General features: G+C 73.3%; 18 protein-coding genes. 11 read left to right on the forward strand and 7 right to left on the reverse strand.

Annotated elements, in window-relative coordinates:
• The first annotated feature begins 1 nt into the window (after position 1).
• A complete protein-coding gene (locus ABD665_RS06825; protein ID WP_204911647.1) occupies positions 2 to 1,039 on the forward strand; it encodes a substrate-binding domain-containing protein in 1,038 nt (345 codons plus the stop codon).
• A gap of 18 nt (positions 1,040 to 1,057) precedes the next feature.
• Here the strand turns inward: ABD665_RS06825 and ABD665_RS06830 are convergent, their stop codons facing one another.
• The gene (locus tag ABD665_RS06830; RefSeq protein ID WP_344741936.1) at positions 1,058 to 1,672 is read right to left on the reverse strand and encodes an LON peptidase substrate-binding domain-containing protein; all 615 of its coding nucleotides are present in this window, start codon (positions 1,670 to 1,672) and stop codon (positions 1,058 to 1,060) included.
• Positions 1,673 to 2,353: 681 nt separating this feature from the next.
• Entirely contained in the window at positions 2,354 to 3,565 is a 1,212-nt protein-coding gene (locus ABD665_RS06835; RefSeq protein ID WP_204911645.1) for a Gfo/Idh/MocA family oxidoreductase, read from the reverse strand.
• 114 nt (positions 3,566 to 3,679) lie between these two features.
• On the opposite strand from ABD665_RS06835, the gene ABD665_RS06840 reads away from it, so the two are divergent.
• The 3 genes from ABD665_RS06840 (at position 3,680) to ABD665_RS06850 (ending at position 5,747) form a co-directional block, all read left to right on the forward strand.
• Positions 3,680 to 4,258, forward strand: coding sequence for a hypothetical protein (locus tag ABD665_RS06840; RefSeq protein ID WP_204911644.1), 579 nt, complete (start codon positions 3,680 to 3,682; stop codon positions 4,256 to 4,258).
• A 71-nt stretch (positions 4,259 to 4,329) separates the two neighbouring features.
• The gene (locus ABD665_RS06845; RefSeq protein ID WP_344741571.1) at positions 4,330 to 4,713 is read left to right on the forward strand and encodes a VOC family protein; all 384 of its coding nucleotides are present in this window, start codon (positions 4,330 to 4,332) and stop codon (positions 4,711 to 4,713) included.
• Between the two features lie 53 nt (positions 4,714 to 4,766).
• Positions 4,767 to 5,747, forward strand: coding sequence for an NAD-dependent epimerase/dehydratase family protein (locus ABD665_RS06850; protein ID WP_344741573.1), 981 nt, complete (start codon positions 4,767 to 4,769; stop codon positions 5,745 to 5,747).
• A gap of 21 nt (positions 5,748 to 5,768) precedes the next feature.
• On the opposite strand, the gene yczE is transcribed toward ABD665_RS06850, so the two are convergent.
• Complete coding sequence (gene yczE / locus ABD665_RS06855) at positions 5,769 to 6,395, reverse strand: membrane protein YczE (RefSeq protein ID WP_204911643.1); 627 nt, start codon at positions 6,393 to 6,395, stop codon at positions 5,769 to 5,771.
• A gap of 182 nt (positions 6,396 to 6,577) precedes the next feature.
• On the opposite strand from yczE, the gene ABD665_RS06860 reads away from it, so the two are divergent.
• Positions 6,578 to 7,591: a substrate-binding domain-containing protein gene (locus tag ABD665_RS06860; protein ID WP_204911642.1), complete on the forward strand. Its 1,014-nt coding sequence runs from the start codon at positions 6,578 to 6,580 to the stop codon at positions 7,589 to 7,591.
• A 6-nt stretch (positions 7,592 to 7,597) separates the two neighbouring features.
• Here ABD665_RS06860 and ABD665_RS06865 read toward each other — a convergent pair whose 3' ends face one another.
• A complete protein-coding gene (locus tag ABD665_RS06865) occupies positions 7,598 to 9,463 on the reverse strand; it encodes an alkaline phosphatase D family protein (RefSeq protein WP_204911641.1) in 1,866 nt (621 codons plus the stop codon).
• 122 nt (positions 9,464 to 9,585) lie between these two features.
• On the opposite strand from ABD665_RS06865, the gene ABD665_RS06870 reads away from it, so the two are divergent.
• Positions 9,586 to 10,452, forward strand: coding sequence for a DUF3097 family protein (locus tag ABD665_RS06870; RefSeq protein WP_204911640.1), 867 nt, complete (start codon positions 9,586 to 9,588; stop codon positions 10,450 to 10,452).
• Between the two features lie 193 nt (positions 10,453 to 10,645).
• On the opposite strand, the gene ABD665_RS06875 is transcribed toward ABD665_RS06870, so the two are convergent.
• Positions 10,646 to 11,776 carry a VanZ family protein gene (locus tag ABD665_RS06875; protein WP_204911639.1) on the reverse strand — a complete coding sequence of 377 codons (1,131 nt, stop codon included), beginning with the start codon at positions 11,774 to 11,776 and terminating at the stop codon, positions 10,646 to 10,648.
• Between the two features lie 46 nt (positions 11,777 to 11,822).
• On the opposite strand from ABD665_RS06875, the gene ABD665_RS06880 reads away from it, so the two are divergent.
• The gene (locus ABD665_RS06880) at positions 11,823 to 12,833 is read left to right on the forward strand and encodes an ElyC/SanA/YdcF family protein (protein ID WP_204911638.1); all 1,011 of its coding nucleotides are present in this window, start codon (positions 11,823 to 11,825) and stop codon (positions 12,831 to 12,833) included.
• Between the two features lie 8 nt (positions 12,834 to 12,841).
• On the opposite strand, the gene ABD665_RS06885 is transcribed toward ABD665_RS06880, so the two are convergent.
• Positions 12,842 to 13,351, reverse strand: coding sequence for an SRPBCC domain-containing protein (locus ABD665_RS06885; RefSeq protein ID WP_204911637.1), 510 nt, complete (start codon positions 13,349 to 13,351; stop codon positions 12,842 to 12,844).
• Positions 13,348 to 13,665, reverse strand: coding sequence for a metalloregulator ArsR/SmtB family transcription factor (locus ABD665_RS06890; protein WP_204911636.1), 318 nt, complete (start codon positions 13,663 to 13,665; stop codon positions 13,348 to 13,350). The genes ABD665_RS06885 and ABD665_RS06890 overlap by 4 nt, the downstream gene beginning before the upstream one ends.
• Before the next feature lie 86 nt (positions 13,666 to 13,751).
• Here ABD665_RS06890 and ABD665_RS06895 point away from each other — a divergent pair, with 86 nt between their 5' ends.
• The 4 genes from ABD665_RS06895 (at position 13,752) to ABD665_RS06910 (ending at position 16,638) form a co-directional block, all read left to right on the forward strand.
• On the forward strand, positions 13,752 to 14,138 hold the full coding sequence (locus tag ABD665_RS06895; RefSeq protein WP_204911635.1) for a Rid family detoxifying hydrolase: 387 nt from the start codon (positions 13,752 to 13,754) through the stop codon (positions 14,136 to 14,138).
• A 65-nt stretch (positions 14,139 to 14,203) separates the two neighbouring features.
• Positions 14,204 to 14,935: a Type 1 glutamine amidotransferase-like domain-containing protein gene (locus ABD665_RS06900; RefSeq protein ID WP_204911634.1), complete on the forward strand. Its 732-nt coding sequence runs from the start codon at positions 14,204 to 14,206 to the stop codon at positions 14,933 to 14,935.
• A 360-nt stretch (positions 14,936 to 15,295) separates the two neighbouring features.
• Positions 15,296 to 16,285 (forward strand): hypothetical protein, encoded by a 990-nt coding sequence (locus ABD665_RS06905; protein WP_204911633.1) that lies wholly within the window; start codon positions 15,296 to 15,298, stop codon positions 16,283 to 16,285.
• Complete coding sequence (locus ABD665_RS06910) at positions 16,285 to 16,638, forward strand: GntR family transcriptional regulator (protein ID WP_204911632.1); 354 nt, start codon at positions 16,285 to 16,287, stop codon at positions 16,636 to 16,638. The genes ABD665_RS06905 and ABD665_RS06910 overlap by 1 nt, the downstream gene beginning before the upstream one ends.
• The last annotated feature ends 210 nt before the right edge of the window (positions 16,639 to 16,848 follow it).

The raw sequence follows: 16,848 nt of genomic DNA on the forward strand, positions 1-16,848 counted from the left end.
GATGCCGCGGGTCACGCTCAAGACGGTGGCGGCCGAGGTCGGGGTCTCCCCGGCCACGGTCTCCAACGCCTACAACCGCCCCGACCAGCTCTCGGCCGAGCTACGCAGCCGGATCCTCGCCGTGGCGGCGGAGCTCGGGTTCACGGGGCCGGACGCCGCCGGGCGAGCCCTCCGCACGGGCCGCTCGGGCGCGGTCGGCGTCCTGCTGACCGGACACCTCTCGTACGCCTTCTCCGACCCGTACGCCGTCGGCCTCTTCGCCGGGCTGGCCTCCGCGGTCGAGCGCACGACCTCGATCGTCCTGCTCCCGCTGCCCCTCGACGAGCACGGCGAGCCCGACCTGTCCGTCGTCCGGCGGGCCAACATCGACGCCCTGGCGCTGCTCTCCCTGCCGGCCACCCACCCCGTCGCCGACCTCGCCCGCGCCCGCGGCATCAGCGTCGTCACGACCGACCCCCTCGACGACCCGGACGCGAGCTGGGTGGCGATCGACGACCGGCGTACGGGGGTCCTCGTCGGCGAGCACCTGGCCGCGCTGGGCCACGGCGACGTGCTCGTGGTCGCTCCCGCCGAGGACGCGCCGGCGGGTTCGGCGGTCCAGGTGGTCGACCCGCCGCGGATCGCGATCGTCGACTACTCCTCCCGGCTCTCCGGGCTGTCCGACACCCTGGGCGGCCGGATCACGATGGTCACGGCCGGGCAGAACGACTTCGCCTCGGGCCAGCGCGTCGCGGAGTGGGTGCTGGAGCGCGAGGTCCTCCCGACCGCCGTCGTCGGGCTGAGCGACGTGCTGGCGCTCGGCGTGCTCGAGGGCCTGCTCGCCGCCGGCGTGGACGTCCCCGGCCAGGTCTCGGTCTGCGGCTTCGACGACATCCCGGCCGCCGCGCCCCGCGGCCTCACGACCGTCCGGCAGCCGATCACCGAGCGCGGCCACGAGATCGGCCGGATGCTCCTCGACCCCGACCAGGGACCGCGCCAGGTGATGATGCCGATCGAGCTCGTCGAGCGCCGGACCTCGGGGCCGGCGAGACCCGCCTGAGCGCGTCCGGTCTCCGGGCTAGGACTCGTCCTCTGGCCAGGGCATCGAGAAGGGCACGCGGGCGTCGCGGGTGAGCTCGGCGGTCCGGTGGAGCAGCTCCTCGGTCGACGCGACCCGCAGCAGGCTCTGGCGGTCCAGGTCGCCCAGCGGCGTGATGCCCGCGAGCTGCCAGCAGCGGTCCATCGGGTCCTCGGCGAGCTCCACGTCCGGCGACCAGCCCGTCTCGGCGAACTCCGAGGCCTCGGCCAACGTGCGCCGGACGAGCTGCTCGGTCTCGACGAGCAGCGGTTCGAGAGCCTCGTCCCAGACCAGGTCGGGCAGCACCCGTACCTCCGCGCGCGGGTGCGGGGCGTCGTCCAGCCACTCCACGATCTCGAAGCGGGTCGAGCCCTGAGCCGCGAGGCCCACGACCCCGTCCTCGGCCACGACCTGCAGGATGTCGGCCACCGTCCCCATGCCGAAGCGGTGGTCGCCGCCGCCGACCTCGAAGCCCCGCTCGATCAGGACCACGCCGAAGCGTGCGTCCTTCGCCGCCACGAGCTCGGAGAGCATCAGCAGGTAGCGCTCCTCGAAGACCCGGAGCTGCAGCGGCATCGCCGGGAGCAGCACCGAGCCGAGCGGGAACATCGCCATCTCAGCCACCGCCCCAGGGTGGCAGGGCGGACCCAACGGGCCGGACGCGGGACCCGTCACGCCCCCTGAGCTCGTCCGACGGAAGAAGCGCCGACCCGTTCCGGGCCCTTCGACAGGCTCAGGGGACGTCCTTGCGGCTGCGCGAAGGCGACCCTGCCTCGGCGCGCACTCCCTGAGCTTGTCGAAGGGCCTCGAAGAGGTCGGTGTCCTCTGTGCCCGTAAGGACGCCGACCCGTTCCGGGCCCTTCGACAGGCTCAGGGAACGTTCTTGCGGCTGCGCGAAGGCGACCCTGCCCCGCGCACGCCCCCTGAGCTTGTCGAAGGGCCTCGAAGAGGTCGGCGTCTGTCGTGCCCGAAAGGACGCCGACCCGTTCCGGGCCCTTCGACAGGCTCAGGGAACGTCTTCACGGCTGCGCGGAAGGCGACCCTGCCCGGCGCACGCCCCCTGAGCTTGTCGAAGGGCCTCGAAGAGGTCGGCGTCTGTCGTGCCCGAAAGGACGCCGACCCGTTCCGGGCCCTTCGACAGGCTCAGGGAGCGTCTTCACGGCTGCGCGGAAGGCGACCCTGCCCGGCGCACGCCCCCTGAGCTTGTCGAAGGGCCTCGACGAGGTCGGCGTCTGTCGAGCCCGCCCGGACGCCAACCCGTTCCGGGCCCTTCGACAGGCTCAGGAGAGAGGCGGGTCAGCCCCAGCCGGGGTCGGCCGGGCCGTCGCCGAAGTCGGGCACGTCGAGGCGCTCGCCGTCCTTGTTCGCGGAGTCCCAGGCCACGATCCCCGGCAGCGTGAACCGGGCGGCGCGCCAGGCGTTCACCGGCGGCTGGGTGTGCGTGGCGACCCCGCGGACGAAGTCGTCGGCCAGGAAGTGGTGGCTGCCCTCGTGCCCGTTCGGGGCGCCCTCGAACGCGGCCGGGAGGCGGGTCCGGTCGTGCACCTGCGCCATGCCGGACTCGAAGCTGTGCCGCAGGGCCGGGTCGATCCCCTCCAGCACCCGGGGGTCGGTGACGACGCCCTGGTGCGTGTAGGTCCGGAACAGGTCGCCGATGTCGGAGATCTCGTCGCGGGTGCTCCAGGAGGCGCCGGTCGAGGTCTGCTCCATCACGCCGTCGGTCCCGTAGAAGCGGAACCGGGACTCGTGCACCCGCGCGGGGTGCCCCACCCGACGGAACTCGTTCGTCCGCATCGTGCCGCCGTCGGCGAGCCCGAAGAGGGCCGTCATGTTCGAGAACTCGTTGCCCCACAGCGAGACGCCCGCGTCGAAGACCCCGTCGCCGCGGTCGTCGCGGATCCCGAGGCAGGACACCGAGGTCGCGTGCGTCGGGAGGACGCCGAGCACGCCGCCGACGGCGTGGGTCGGGTAGAGCATGGGCGGGTACGAGGCCGTCGACTTCCAGGCGTCGCCCCCGCTGAACTGGTAGGCGGCGTAGAAGCCGTTGTCCATGTCGTGCACGTAGTCACCCTCGGCGTAGAAGACGCGCCCGAACGCCCCGTCGGCCCGCTGCGCCCGCGCCCACACGACGGCCGGGTTGTAGTAGCTGGTCTCGCCCATCATGTAGACGAGCCCGGTCTGCTCGACCTTGGCGACGATGGCCGCGATCTCGTCCACCGTCAGGGCCATCGGCACCGCGGAGTAGACGTGCTTGCCGGCGTCGAGCGCCCGCAGGACCAGCTCGGCGTGGGTCCAGCGCTGGGTGAAGACACCGACCGCGTCGCAGTCGGAGGCCAGCAGCTCGTCCACGTCGGCGTACGAGCCGGCGAGGCCGTAGCGCTCGACGTGCTCGGCGGCGCGCTCCGCGACGAGGTCCGTGACGTAGACCGCCTCCACGTCGGGGTGCAGCTGCCAGAGGTGGATGAAGCTCCCGGCGAACTGTCCCGTCCCGATGACACCGATCTTCACGTCGTGCCCGTCCTTCCCCGTTGCCGGGTCGTAGTGGGCCGAACGTCGGCCGCCCGCACAATCTAAACGATTAGACCGCTCTCCTGTCCACCCCGCGCGTGCGAGATTGGCCCCGTGTCGCAGACCCCACCGGGCGGTGCCGACGAGGGACCCGTCGTGCTCGTCCAGATCACCCCGCGGAGCTACCGGGTCCGCAGCGTCGCCGCCCTCGTCGCCGGGGCGGTCTGGACCCTCGTCGCGGTCGTGCTCGAGGCCCAGGACGCCGGCTCCGGGCCGAACCCGTTCCTCGGCGTGGCCGTCATCGGCTACGGAATCTGGTGCGCCGTCCAGGCCCGCCACCAGGTCACGCGAACCCTGCTGCGCGTCGACCGCGAGGGGTTCCGGTCGGACGAGGGCGCGTACGACCGGGGCTGGGCCGGCGTGGTGATGGTGTGGGTCGGGTCGTCCACCGGGCTGCGGCTCCCGGTCGTCGTCTCCCCCACCGTCAGCGTGTTCACGGGCGGCGGTGTCGACTTCGCGCGCCGAGCCGGCACCGCGCCGAAGCCGCTGCACACCCTCCCGGTGGGCGGGACATGGACGGTCGACCGGCTCTGCGCACAGCTGCGGGAGATCACCGACGTCCCCGTCGTCGACGGCACGAAGACCTCCCGGCGCCGGGCCGCGGCGGCGCTCGCCGCACCGCACGTGCCCTGACCCGCACCACGGGACCCGGAGCGTACGAGGGCGGTGCCGAGAGCCCGGGCGGGCGCGGCTAGTTTGCTCGGATGGCCAGTCGGATCGGCGAGCTCGTGCTCGCGTGCCGCGACCCGGAGGCGTTGGCGCGCTTCTGGTGCGAGGTCCTCGACTTCGTCGTCCTCGACCGTGAGGACGACGGCAGCATGCTCGAGATCGGTCCGCGCTCGGGCTGGGGCGGCGCGCAGGCGACGATCATCCTGAGCCGCGAGGCCGAGCCGGCACCGGCGCGGTCCCGCCTGCACATCGACCTGAACACGACCGACCGCGACCAGGAGGCCGAGCTCGAGCGGCTCCTCGCGCTCGGGGCCCGGACGGCCGACGTCGGTCAGACCGGCGAGGAGTCCTGGCACGTCCTCGCCGACCCCGAGGGCAACGTGTTCTGCCTGCTCCGGGCCCGGCTCGACCCCCTCTGACGCCGGTCGATCCCGACCTCCCTGCACCATCCCGCACCACGAGAGGCACATACGTGAAGGCACTGTTCATCGGCGGCAACGGCATCATCAGCTCCGAGAGCAGCCGGCTCGCGATCGCGCGCGGCTGGGACCTCACGCTGCTGAACCGCGGGGTCGACGGCACCCGCCCGCCGATCGAGGGCGCGACGAGCATCGTCGGCGACGCCACCGACCCGGCGTCGGTGCGCGAGGCGGTCGGGTCGCGGACGTTCGACGTCGTCGTGAACTTCCGCGCCTTCACCCCCGACCAGGTGCAGGCCGACGTCGACCTGTTCGCGGGACGCACCGGCCAGTACGTCTTCATCAGCTCGGCGTCGGCCTACCGCAAGCCGGTGGTGCGGCTCCCGATCTCCGAGTCCACGCCGCTGCGCAACCCGTTCTGGCGCTACTCCCGCGACAAGATCGCCTGCGAGGACCTGCTCGTCGCCGCGTATCGGGAGGACGACTTCCCGATGACGGTCGTGCGGCCGTCGCACACGTACGACCCGACCCTGATCCCGCTCGAGGGCGGCTGGACGGTCATCGACCGGATGCGGCGCGGGCGGCCCACGGTCGTGCACGGCGACGGCACGTCCTTCTGGACGCTGACGCACTCCCGCGACTTCGCGAAGGGCTTCGTCCCGCTCCTGGGCGACCCGCGCGTGGTCGGCGACGACGTGCACATCACCACCGACGAGCACCTGACCTGGGACGACGTCGCGCGCGGCCTCGCGCGGGCGGCCGGTGCGGAGGCCGACATCGTGCACGTCGGGTCCGAGCGGCTCGGTCGGGCGATCCCGGCGTGGAAGGACGGCATCGTCGGCGACAAGGCCCACTCGTTGATCTTCGACAACAGCAAGATCAAGACGCTCGTGCCCGACTTCGTCGCGACGACGACCTGGGTGCAGGGCGCGCAGGAGATCGTCGACTGGTACGACGCGCACCCCGACCAGCAGGTCGTCGACGAGGCCCTCGACGCCCAGCTCGACCAGCTGGCCGCGGACGAGACCGCCTGAGCCCGGGTCCGGGCCCACCGCTCAGGCGGGGCGGTCCCGGCGCGTCGGCCCGAGCGTCAGCCGGGGCAGGACGCGTCCCACCAGCGGGCCCACGGCCAGGGCGTAGACGACGGTCGCGAGCCCGACCGTGCCGCCGAGCAGCCAGCCGATGAGCAGCACGGTGCCCTCGATCAGCGTCCGCGCGAGGTAGAGGGGCAGGCCGAGCCGGACCAGCCCGGTCATCAGCCCGTCGCGGGGACCCGGCCCCCAGCCGACGCCGACGTAGAGCCCGGTGCCGACGGCGACGAAGGCGACGGCCAGGACCACGAACAGCACCTGCAGGGCGAGCGCGTCCGGCGTCGGCAGCCACGCCACCCCGAGGTCGAGGACGGGCCCGACCACGAGCGCGTTGGCGACGGTCCCGAGGCCCGGCCGCTGCCGGAGCGGGATCCACAGCAGCAGCACGACGACCGAGCTGATCACGGTCACCTCGCCCAGCGTGAGCGTGACGTGCCGGCTGACGCCGAAGCTGAAGACCGTCCACGGGTCGAGCCCCAGCCCGCCGTGGACGAGCAGCGCGAGCGCCAGGCCGAAGAGGACGAGCCCAACCAGCAGACGCAGGCTCCGCACCACCGGCCGGTCGGCGAGGCGGCTCCGGCTCAGCTCCACCACTGCCCCCGTACGCCTCTGCTCACGCGGAGAACCTAAGTCGCCGCCGCCCCGGGGCGGCGGTTTTCTCACGCCACGGGGACACGTAGGCCTAACGGTCGTGAGCGGCTCTCCTCCTCGATCGCCTCGAGCGACCGCGGTGGCGGTGGCCCCGACCCACCGGCCTGAGAGAAGGTGGGGGCGTGCCGCAGCCCCCCGAACCCGCACGCCGCGCGACGGCGGCCGAGGTCGCGCGGCTGGCCGGGGTGAGCCCGGCGGTGGTCAGCTACGTGCTCAACGAGGGCCCCCGCCCGGTGGCGCCGGCCACCGCGGAACGGGTGCGGGAGGCCGTCCGGCAGCTCGACTACCGGCCCAACCGGGCAGCGCGGGCGTTGCGGGTCGGTTCGACCGGAATGGTCGGCCTGGTCCTGCCCAGCGTCACGAACCCCTTCTTCGCGGCCTTCTCGGAGGCCTTCCAGGCGGCCGCCCACGACGAGGGGCTGGCCGTGATCACGGCGAGCTCGGACGCGGTGCCGGACCGGGAGCAGGAGCTGGTCGAGAGCCTGCCGCGGCACGGCATCGACGGCGTCGTCGTCGCCACGGTCATGCACCTCACCGGTCGCCCGCCCGCCGTGGCTCCCGGGGTGCCCACGGTCGTCGTGAACGCGCCCTTTCCCGTGCCCGGCGTCCACGCGCTCGGCCCGGACACCCGCCAGGGCGCCGAGCTGGCCGTCGAGCACCTGCTCACCGTGCACGGGCACCGCTCGGTCGCGATGGTCAGCGGCGAGGTCGCCGCCGAGCGACCCGTCGCCCGCGAGCTGGGGTGGCAGCAGGCCCTCGCGGCGGCCGGCGCCGAGCCGGGGCCGGTCGTCCGGGTCCCGTTCGAGCGCTCCGGCGGGCAGGACGCCGCCGCCGAGCTCCTCGCGCTGCCGAACCGCCCGACCGCGGTCTTCGCCACGTCCGACGCGCAGGCCTTCGGCCTCCTGCACGGCCTCTGGTCCGCCGGCGTCCGCGTCCCCGAGGACGTCGCCGTCGTCGGCTTCGACGGGACCGACGACGGCGCGTACGCGGTCCCGCCGCTCACCTCGGCCCGGCAGCCCGTCGCCGCCATGGCCGAGGCCGCGCTCGACGCCCTCCGTCAGCCGGCCGGGGAGTCGCACCGGCTGTTCGCCCTGGACCTCGTGGTCCGCACGTCCTGCGGCTGCCCCGGCGCCTAGACCCGCCTAGTGCTTGCGGTGGTGCGGCTCGTCGTGGCGGCGCCCCACCGGCCCGTCGGCGGGGGCGACGCGGCGCGTGCCGTGCGGGGTCCGCCAGCTCGTCGCGTACGCCGGCTCCACGTCCGGGTCGACGCGCGGGTCGGGCAGGCCCGAGGTCGGGACCGGCGTCAGGTAGTAGTCGGCCTGCACGCGCTTGCGCGTGACGTCGAGGACCACGAAGCCGTGCCCGATGCCGTCGAGGTAGCGGACCCACGGGTTCGTCGCGGCCACCGCCGTGGTCAGGCCGCGGGTCGTCTGGACGGCCGTCGGCACGGGAGCGGTCTTCGCGGACGCCCGGACGAGCTCGTAGAAGCCGTCGCTCGTCACCGACGGGCACACGAACTCGACCCCGGCCGACCGGTAGCCCGCCTTGCGCTCCACGGGCACGTCCATCGCCCACGACGAGTGGATGTCGCCCGTCAGGAACACGGCGTCGCCGTGGCGGCTGTCGTGCTCGTCGAGGTGGTCGATCAGCCTCGTCTGGTCGGCCTGGTAGCCGTCCCACTGGTCGGAGTTCAGGTAGTCCCCGGCCGGCAGCCCGAGCGCGGCCCCCGGGAAGCGGATCGGGGTGAAGATCACCTGGTTGCCGACGAGGTGCCAGGAGCGGCCCTTCTTCGCGACGGCCTTCTCGAGCCAGCGCAGCTGCTCCGGCTCCGGCAGGTGCCGGTCGGCGTCGGCGAGCTCGGCGGCGACGGCCGGCGCGCTGCTGGGGATAAACCCGCCGCCCGTCTTCGTGAACCCGGCGACGTCCACCTGCGCGCTGCGGTTCTGGCGGGTCTCCAGCACGGACAGGTCGGCCAGCTTGCCGAAGGTGAACCGCTTGAAGAAGCGGGTGCCCTGGTGGTCGACCGTGTGCTGGTTCGGCAGGCGGAACGGCATCCACTCGAGGTAGGCCTCGTACGCCTGGCGCCGGCGCGTGAGGAAGTCGCCCTCGGCCCCGGGGGTGTGGTTCTCGGCGCCGTCGCTCCACGCGTTGTTGGCGACCTCGTGGTCGTCGAAGATCGTGATCCACGGGTGGCGGCGGTGCGCGAGCTGCAGGTCGGGGTCGGCCTTGTGGAGCGCGTGCCGCAGCCGGTAGCCCTCCAGGTCGACGGTCTCCGTGGCCGGGATGCCGTCGCGCTTGCCGACGAGGTCCGCGGGCCCGTAGCGGTCGGGTCCGTTGCCGTACTCGTAGACGTAGTCGCCGACGTGCAGGACGAAGTCGAGGTCGTCACGCTCCCCCAGCGCCCGGTAGGCCGTGAAGTAGCCGCCGGTGTAGTTGCTGCACGAGACCAGCGCGAAGCGCAGCGCGTGCTCGCGGCGCGGCTCGTCGGGCGCGGTCTGCGTACGCCCGACCGGGCTCCACTCGCCGGCGGCGCGGAAGCGGTACCAGTAGCGCGTGTAGGGCCGCAGGCCGTGGACGTCGACCTTGACCGTGTGGTCGGACTCGGCGCGGGCCGAGGCGGTCCCGCGCTTGGCCACGTGGCGGAAGTGCTTGTCGTACGCCAGCTCCCAGCGCACGCGCAGCGGCTTCCCGATCCCGGAACCCGGCGTCGCGACCGGCCCGTCCGGCGTCTCCGGCGGCGGGGTCGCGCGCGTCCACAGCACGATCGCGTCGCCGGTCGGGTCGCCGCTGGCCACGCCGTAGCCGAAGACCCCGTGGTGCGCGGGCGCCGCCGCGGCCTCGAGGTCGAAGGTGCGCAGGCTGCCCAGGCCCCCGGAACCGGCCGCGACGGCGGCCGCGAGCGCCGCGCCCTTCAGCACGGTGCGGCGGGTCGGGGTGGTGCTCGGGACGGGGGTGGTCAGGCCGGTGGGCTCGTTCGTCGGGCTGGCCGGTTTGGGGGGGTTGGTCACGAGGGGTGAGCCTGCTCCTCCCGCATGAACGGCGCGCGGCGGCCAGGCGAATGTCGTCCGACGGATCCGACGCGCGGCGCCGCCTCCGCGGCACGGGGTGGACCGCCGCCTAGCCTGCCGCGGTGAGCCCCCTCGACCGCTACAACGGCGACGTCCTCAGCGCCGGCTGGAACGCGCCCCGCAAGCCCGTCAGCGAACCGCTGACCCTCGAGCGCGACCTCGTCGTCGAGGACGCCACCACCGGCTTCTGCGGCGCGGTGCTGCGCTGGGAGAACGGCATCGTCCAGCTCGAGGACCGCCGCGGCAAGGTCCGGAGCTTCCCGCTCGGCGCCGGCTTCCTGGTCGACGGCCGCCCGGTGACGCTGCAGGCTCCCGTGCGGGCGGCCTCGGCCCGCGGCGGGAAGCGGACGGCGAGCGGTTCGGTGGCCACGCCCGGCGGCGACAAGGCCAAGGTGGCCCTGCCGAGCCGGATCTACGTCGAGGGCCGCCACGACGCCGAGCTCGTGGAACGCATCTGGGGCGACGACCTGCGCCACGTGGGCGTGGTCGTCGAGTACCTCGGCGGCATCGACGACCTCGCCGGCGTGGTCGAGGAGTTCGCACCGGGGCCGGGGCGTCGGCTCGGGGTGCTCGCCGACCACCTGGTGCCGGGCAGCAAGGAGACGCGCATCGCGCAGGCCGTGGAGCGCGGCCGGTACGGCCAGTGGGTCCGCGTGCTCGGCCACCCGTACGTCGACGTCTGGCAGGCCGTGAAGCCGGAGCGCGTCGGGCTCAAGCGCTGGCCCGACATCCCCCGCGACGTCGAGTGGAAGGCCGGCATCTGCGAGGTGCTCAAGCTGCCGCACGCGGACCAGGCCGACATCGCCCGCGCCTGGCAGGCGATCCTCGGCCGGGTGCGGTCCTGGAACGACATCGAGCGCCCGCTGCTGACCACGGTCGAGGAGCTGATCGACTTCGTCACGGTCGACCACGTGGCCCAGGACACCTGACCAGGAGGGGTTTTTCCGGGCTGGGACTCACCCCGGCGACGGACGTCAGGGAAGTTCCCCACTCTTCCCACCCGCGCACCGGGCCCGCTGAGAAGGTGTGGTTCCCGGCGTGGCCCCCCCGCGCCGGACCACCTCCGTCCCGGGTGACCCTCCCCGCCCGGGACGGACCCCCGTGTCCGCACGGGCGCGGGCGTCAGCCGCTGGTCCGGGTCAGGGTGGGCACCGCCGGGGACCGCGAGTCGACGAGGTCGGCGCGGGCCAGCACCAGGCTCAGCCCCCGGGACCCGCGGGTGAAGGGCACCGAGAGCACCGCGAGCACGGCCGGGACCGACAGGACGAGCGCGACGAGCTGCCAGGGACTCTCGCCGTCGACGACCGCGCCGAGCGCGAAGGACAGCGCCCAGCCGGTGCCGACGGCTGCGAGCAGCAGGCGGCGGACGAGGGAGGGCGGGCTCCCCCACCGGGGCCGGAGCCAGACCAGCCGCTGCCCCAGCGAGGCCCCGCGACGGGTGAGCACCGGCACGACGAAGGTGGCCACCCCCGCCAGGAGCGTGGGCACGGCCGGCGCGAGCCCGCCGAGCAGCGAGGCGTCGGGCAGCTCCAGCAGCTCGGCGAGGACCCGGCCGACGAAGGCGACCACCGCGGAGGAGACGGCGAAGACGGCCGCGTCGACGACCATGCCGGTCCAACGCCGGACGACGGTGACCCGCCGCGGCTCCAGCCGGCGGGGCACGAGCTGGGCCGGCATCGGGAGCCAGGCGAGGAAGCGGGGCGCGAGCAGCGCACCGACCAGCGCTCCCGTCGTGTTCGCGATCAGGTCGTCGACGTCGGCGACGCGGTAGGAGCAGGCGTAGAGGCCCCAGAGCGCGGTGCCCTGGCTGACCTCGACGACGAGCGAGGTGAGCAGGCCGAGCAGGACCGTGGTGCCCAGCCGCCGCCCGGCGAACCGTCGCACGAGCAGCCCGAACGGGACGAACAGCGCCACGTTGAACACGACCTGCAGCGTGACCGCGCTGGTCAGGGTGGCCACGACCCCGAGCCCCGCGGTCTGGCGGGCGATGTCGTGGACGAACGTGAACGGCACGAGCTGCACCCGGGTGCCCCCGCGGGGGCCGCAGTTCTCGGTGGTCGGGGGCAGCGGGAGCGTCGTGTAGGCGACGAGCGCGACGGCGTACACGCAGACCGCGGAGACCGCGAGGACCCGGCGCGCGCTCAGCCGCCCGAACCGTCGGTACTGCACGACCAGGACGGGCACGAGCAGCACCGCGAACAGCGCGAGCCCGCCCAGGACGGCGACGTCGAAGGGCAGGCTCCACCGGCTCACCTGCTGATCATGAGGGTTCCGGGCGCTGCGCCGTTACCGTGACGGGGTGGTGAGCCTGGCGATCGGTGCGGTCTTCGTGGTGCTGTACGCCGTCTACCGCCGACGCGACCGCCGGCTGCTGCGCAACGGCGTGTTCCTGGTGGCCGCCGCGTGGTTCCTCCTCTCGGGGGCGTTCACGCTGCTGGCCGGCGTCTCCCCCGCCTTCGGGCTGGGGGTGGTGCTCCTGGTCGGCCTCGCCCCGCTCGCCGTCGTGGTCCTCGCGGGCTTCGCCATCGCCAACGGGGTGAAGGTCATCCGCGCGGAGGGGCTGTCGCTCGCGACGAGCCTGTCGCTGCTCGCCGGTCTCGCGCTCCTGGTCCTGCCCGTGGTCGGGGCCCTCCTGTTCCTCACCCGGAACCCGTTCGGCATCGGCGCCGCCGCCCTGCTCTTCCTGCTGAGCGCGTACGCGGGCGTGGTGTTCGTCGTGTTCCTCGTCTACTCCGTGGTCTACGGCCGGACCGCCGAGCGGGTCCGGCCGGCCGCCCTGGTCGTCCTGGGCTCCCGCATCATCGACGGGCGGGTCCCGCCGCTGCTCCGGAGCCGGCTCGACCGGGCCCTGGACCTCTACCGCCGCGCCGCTGCCGAGGGCCGGCCGCCGCTGCTCATCCCCTCCGGCGGGCAGGGCGACGACGAGTCCCGGTCGGAGGGCGCGGCGATGGCCGAGTACCTGCTCGCGCAGGGCGTCGACCCGGCCGACGTCCGGCCCGAGGTGGAGGCACGCAACACGCGCGAGAACCTGCTGCTCTCCGCCGCCGTGCAGCGGGACGCCGGGCGACCGGGCCCGGCGCTCGCGGTCACGAACAACTACCACGTGCTGCGGACGGCGATCCTCGCCCGGGAGATCGGCAGCGACACCCAGGTCGTCGGCTCGCCGACCGCGCGCTACTACGTCCCCAGCGCCTTCCTGCGCGAGTTCGTGGCCGTCGTCGTCGAGCACCGCACGCTGCACCTCCTGCTGGTGGTCCCCTTCGCCGCGCTCATCGTCGTCGGCATGGTCGCCATCAACGTCGTCTCCTGAACCGCCGGCTACCGGTACGCGGGGACGAGCGCGGTCCAGCGCTCGCGCCACGCCGGCGCGGCCGCCTCCGACGACCAGCCCTCCGGGTGCACCGGACCGGCGCCGGACACGGACCGGCCGAGGTCCTCCAGGTGCGCCTGCCACCCGGCCCCGTAGTAGTGCAGCTCGTCCCCCGGCAGGCCGCGCTCCTCGACGACGAGCCGCGTACGCGAGCCCTCCGCGGTCAGCCACGCCTCGATCTGCGTCTCCTCGTCGGTGCCGGGGTGACCGGTGACGAGGAGGTGGTGGGGGGCGTCGCAGACGTCGATCCGCAGCGGCCCCGACCACGTGCTGGTGAAGACGGCCTGGACCGTCGCGCCCAGCTGCGGTTCACCCTGGAGCTGCGCCATCCACCGGGCCAGCCGCTCCGGCCGGGTGCACGCCTCCCAGAGGTCGTCGACGTCGGTGTCGTACACGTCCTCGACGCGCACCGCGCCGCGCTCGTCGTCGAGCGCGCGCATGGTTCCGGTGGTGGTCATCTCTGCTCCTTCTTGCCTCGGGCGATCTCCGTGTGCAGGGCATCGAGCCGGTGCTCCCACAGGGCGCGGTAGCCGGCCAGCCAGGTGTCGACCTCGACCAGCGCCTCCGGGCGGAGGGTGTAGATCCGCCGCTGGGCCTCCTGCCGGGCCTCCACGAGCCCCGCCTCGCGCAGGACCCGCAGGTGCCGCGAGACGCCGGGCCGGGCGATGGGGAGGGCGTCGGCCAGCTCCCCCGCCGTGGCCGGACCTTCCCGCAGGATCTCCAGCACGGTGCGCCGGCTGAGATCGGCCAGGGCCTGCAGCACCGCGTCCATGGCTTGAACGTAGCCGGTCAGTTATGTAACCGTCAAGGTACTCAAGGCGGCCTCGTGCAGAACGGGCGCGCTGCGAGGATGGCGCCGTGACCCGTACGCCGCTGCACGCCGCCGACGCCCCCGAGCCCGTCGGCCCCTACTCCCAGGCCGTCGTCGTCGAGGGCGGGCCGGTCTACCTGTCCGGGCAGACCCCCATCGACCCGACGACGGGCCGGCTCGTCGACGGCGACCTCACGGCGCAGGTCCAGCAGGTCTTCACCAACCTCGAACGGGTGCTGGCGGCCGGCGACCTGACCTTCGCCGACGTGGTCAAGGTCAACGTGTTCCTCGTCGACATGGCCGACTTCACCGCGATGAACGCGGTCTACGCGTCGGTGTTCGACGCCCCCTACCCCGCGCGGACGACCGTCGCCGTCGCCGGGCTGCCGCTCGGCGCACGGGTGGAGATCGAGCTGGTCGCCCTCCGGGCCTGACCCGGGCCCGCACGCGTACGACCCGCCGCGAGGTCCCGCGCCGGCCCCCCGGTAGCGTCCCGGCCGTGCCCGCCGACGCCCCCACGGTCCTCGCCACCTCGGGTGGTTTCGTCGAGTCCACCCGCCTGGCCTGGGAGGTCGGTCCGCTGACCCGCCACGCGGTCGAGCTGGCCGGGGTGAGCGGCCGCGCCCCGCGCGTCTGCTTCCTCGCCACCGCCGCCGCCGAGGACCCGGCCCTGATCACGACGTTCTACGACAACGCGTGGCGCCAGGGCTGGGTCGGGAGCCACCTGGCGCTCACGTCGATGCCGAACGTGGACGACGTCCGCGCGCACCTGCTGGCCCAGGACGTCGTCTGGGTGTGGGGCGGCAGCGTCGCCGGCCTGCTCGCCATGTGGCGGCTGCACGGCCTGGACACGATCCTGCGCGAGGCCTGGCAGGGCGGCGTCGTCCTCACCGGCGTCTCGGCCGGGTCGATCTGCTGGCACGTCGGCGGGACCACGGACTCGTTCGGCCCGCCCCTCCGCCCGGTGACCAACGGTCTGGCCCTGCTCCCCTTCTCCAACGGCGTCCACTACGACAGCGAGCCGGGCCGGCGCCCCCTGTTCCAGCGGCTCGTCGGCGACGGGACCCTGCCCGCTGGCTACGCGACCGACGACGGTGCCGGCCTCCTCTACCGCGGCACGACGCTCGTCGAAGCCCTCACCGAGCGCGACGGCGTGGGCGCGTACAGGATCGAGAGCGACGGTTCCGGGGGCGCGGTCGAGACCGCCCTCGACGTTCGGCGCCTGGGCTGAGGGCGAGGAGCGCGCTCGCTCACGGCGTCAGTCCGCGCTCCGGCTCGAGAAGCGGTCCGTGCCGCAAGAAGGCCCTTCACTGCGAATGCTCTGCGGGCGGGTCTAACGAGACGTGCGCCGACCGTGGTGCACATCGCTCGATCCGATCGCTTCTGCCGCGCATCACGGACGGCTTACGGCGTGGTCGGCACATGCAGGATGCTCCCTGGTCGTGTTCCGCTCGAGACGGGTTTCCTTGCCCTGCGTCCGCCAGCTGCCCAGCACCCAACCTTGGTGTCAACCGTAGCCTCGTGTGCGTCTTCCGGTGCAGTTATTGTCTTGCTACATTGAGACAAAAGTGGTGCAAAGCAGGAGGCTGGAATGGACACTCCGATCGTCGTCATGACCTCGACCGTGGCGGCCGCCTGCGCGGTCGCGTTGTTGATCGGTCGGAGACCGAGCGCGCGGGCGTGGTACGCGCGGCGGTGGATCAGCCAGCAGGACGCACCTATCACGCCGGAAGTGGCGGACGAGGTGACCGCGGTCCAGTGGCGTACCTTCGCCGGAACGCTGGCCGGGGGGATGGTCGGCATGCTGGCCAGCATCCCGAGCAGCGTGTGGTTCGAACCGTCCGACGATGCGAGCCTGGCAGTGACTTCGGCCACCGGCATCCTGCCGTTCGCGTTGATGTGCGTCGGCGCCGGGATCGGCGGATTCCTGGCCGCGGCGCCGGACGTTCGCGGACCGGTACGGGTCGCGTCCACCCATGCGCCCCGGCTCGCCGACTCCGTCCATTGGTCCGCGCTCCTCGTGATACGTGTGCAGATGGCCCTGCTGATTGCCGCCGCTCTCGCCGCCACCCGGTACGACACCTGGACTGGGAACAGCTTCGGCCCGGTTCAACACGCCCTGCTGGTGGGCGCGATCATGGGCCTCCCCGCCGTGTGGGTCGTCGTCGAGGTCGTCGCCCGCCGCCTGGTCGCCGCCCCGCAACCGAGTCCAGACGCGATCAGCTTCTTCTGGCGTGATGCCGTCCGAGGCGACCTGCTCCGCCAGCTCTGGCGTCTGCCCGCCGCCCTCGGCTTCCTGGTGCCGCCCCTGATCTCGGAGACCCTTCCCCGCTCGTACGGCACTCCGGCCCAAGGCATCGGACCCGATGTCGTCTTTTGGATCAGCCTGACCTTCCTCGTCTTCTCCCTGCTCGCCCTGGTCCTGCTTAACGTGACCCCGAGGACGAAGCGCCGCGCCACCCTTCTGCGGGACGCCCAACTTGGGATGGCAGGCACGAAGGCGACCCTGGCCTCGATCACCCCGTCGAATGCTGGCCGGTCGGGCACGGGTCCTGCGGCGAACGAGGGCGTGCGTTCCTGATGCTGCGCGTCGACACCTCTTCCGCGGTTCCCCCGTTCGAACAACTTCGGGTCCAACTCCTCGAGCAGATCGCGTCAGGCGATCTGGCGCCCGGTACCCAGCTCCCCACCGTCCGCCGCCTGGCCGCTGACCTCGGACTCGCACCCAACACTGTCGCCCGGACCTACCGCGAACTCGAACAAGCCGGCCTCGTCCAGACCGCCCGGCGCCGCGGCACCATCGTCGCCGCCCCCCTTGGCCAGACCCGTATCGACGCCCACCACGCGGCCGAAGCCTTCGTCCGCCACATGCGAGCCCTCGGCCTCGACACCACCGACATGGTCCAACTAGTCCGACAAGCCGCGACGAGCTGAACGAACCGGCAGCGGTCAGATTCTGCTGCTGTGGATACCCGCGCATAGCCCACCAGGAGTTGATTCATCGCTCCGGTCTGGGGGCTCTCGGAACACGGTCGGCTTGCGTGCTCCGCACGACGGTCGGCTTGCGTGCTCCGCACGACGGTCGGCTTGCGTGCTCCGCACGACGGTCGCCTTGCGTGCTCCGCACGACGGTCGCCTTGCGTG

The organism is Microlunatus spumicola (assembly GCF_039536445.1).
In the GTDB taxonomy this organism is placed as follows: Bacteria; Actinomycetota; Actinomycetes; order Propionibacteriales; family Propionibacteriaceae; genus Microlunatus; species Microlunatus spumicola.

Coding starts and splice junctions, on each gene's coding strand:
- ABD665_RS06825 (WP_204911647.1), top strand. CDS start 2: ATGCCGCGGGTCACGCTCAAGACGGTGGCGGCCGAGGTCGGGGTCTCC.
- ABD665_RS06830 (WP_344741936.1), bottom strand. CDS start 1,672: ATGGCGATGTTCCCGCTCGGCTCGGTGCTGCTCCCGGCGATGCCGCTG.
- ABD665_RS06845 (WP_344741571.1), top strand. CDS start 4,330: ATGGCCAGTCGGATCGGCGAGCTCGTGCTCGCGTGCCGCGACCCGGAG.
- ABD665_RS06885 (WP_204911637.1), bottom strand. CDS start 13,351: ATGACCACCACCGGAACCATGCGCGCGCTCGACGACGAGCGCGGCGCG.
- ABD665_RS06890 (WP_204911636.1), bottom strand. CDS start 13,665: ATGGACGCGGTGCTGCAGGCCCTGGCCGATCTCAGCCGGCGCACCGTG.
- ABD665_RS06905 (WP_204911633.1), top strand. CDS start 15,296: ATGGACACTCCGATCGTCGTCATGACCTCGACCGTGGCGGCCGCCTGC.
- ABD665_RS06910 (WP_204911632.1), top strand. CDS start 16,285: ATGCTGCGCGTCGACACCTCTTCCGCGGTTCCCCCGTTCGAACAACTT.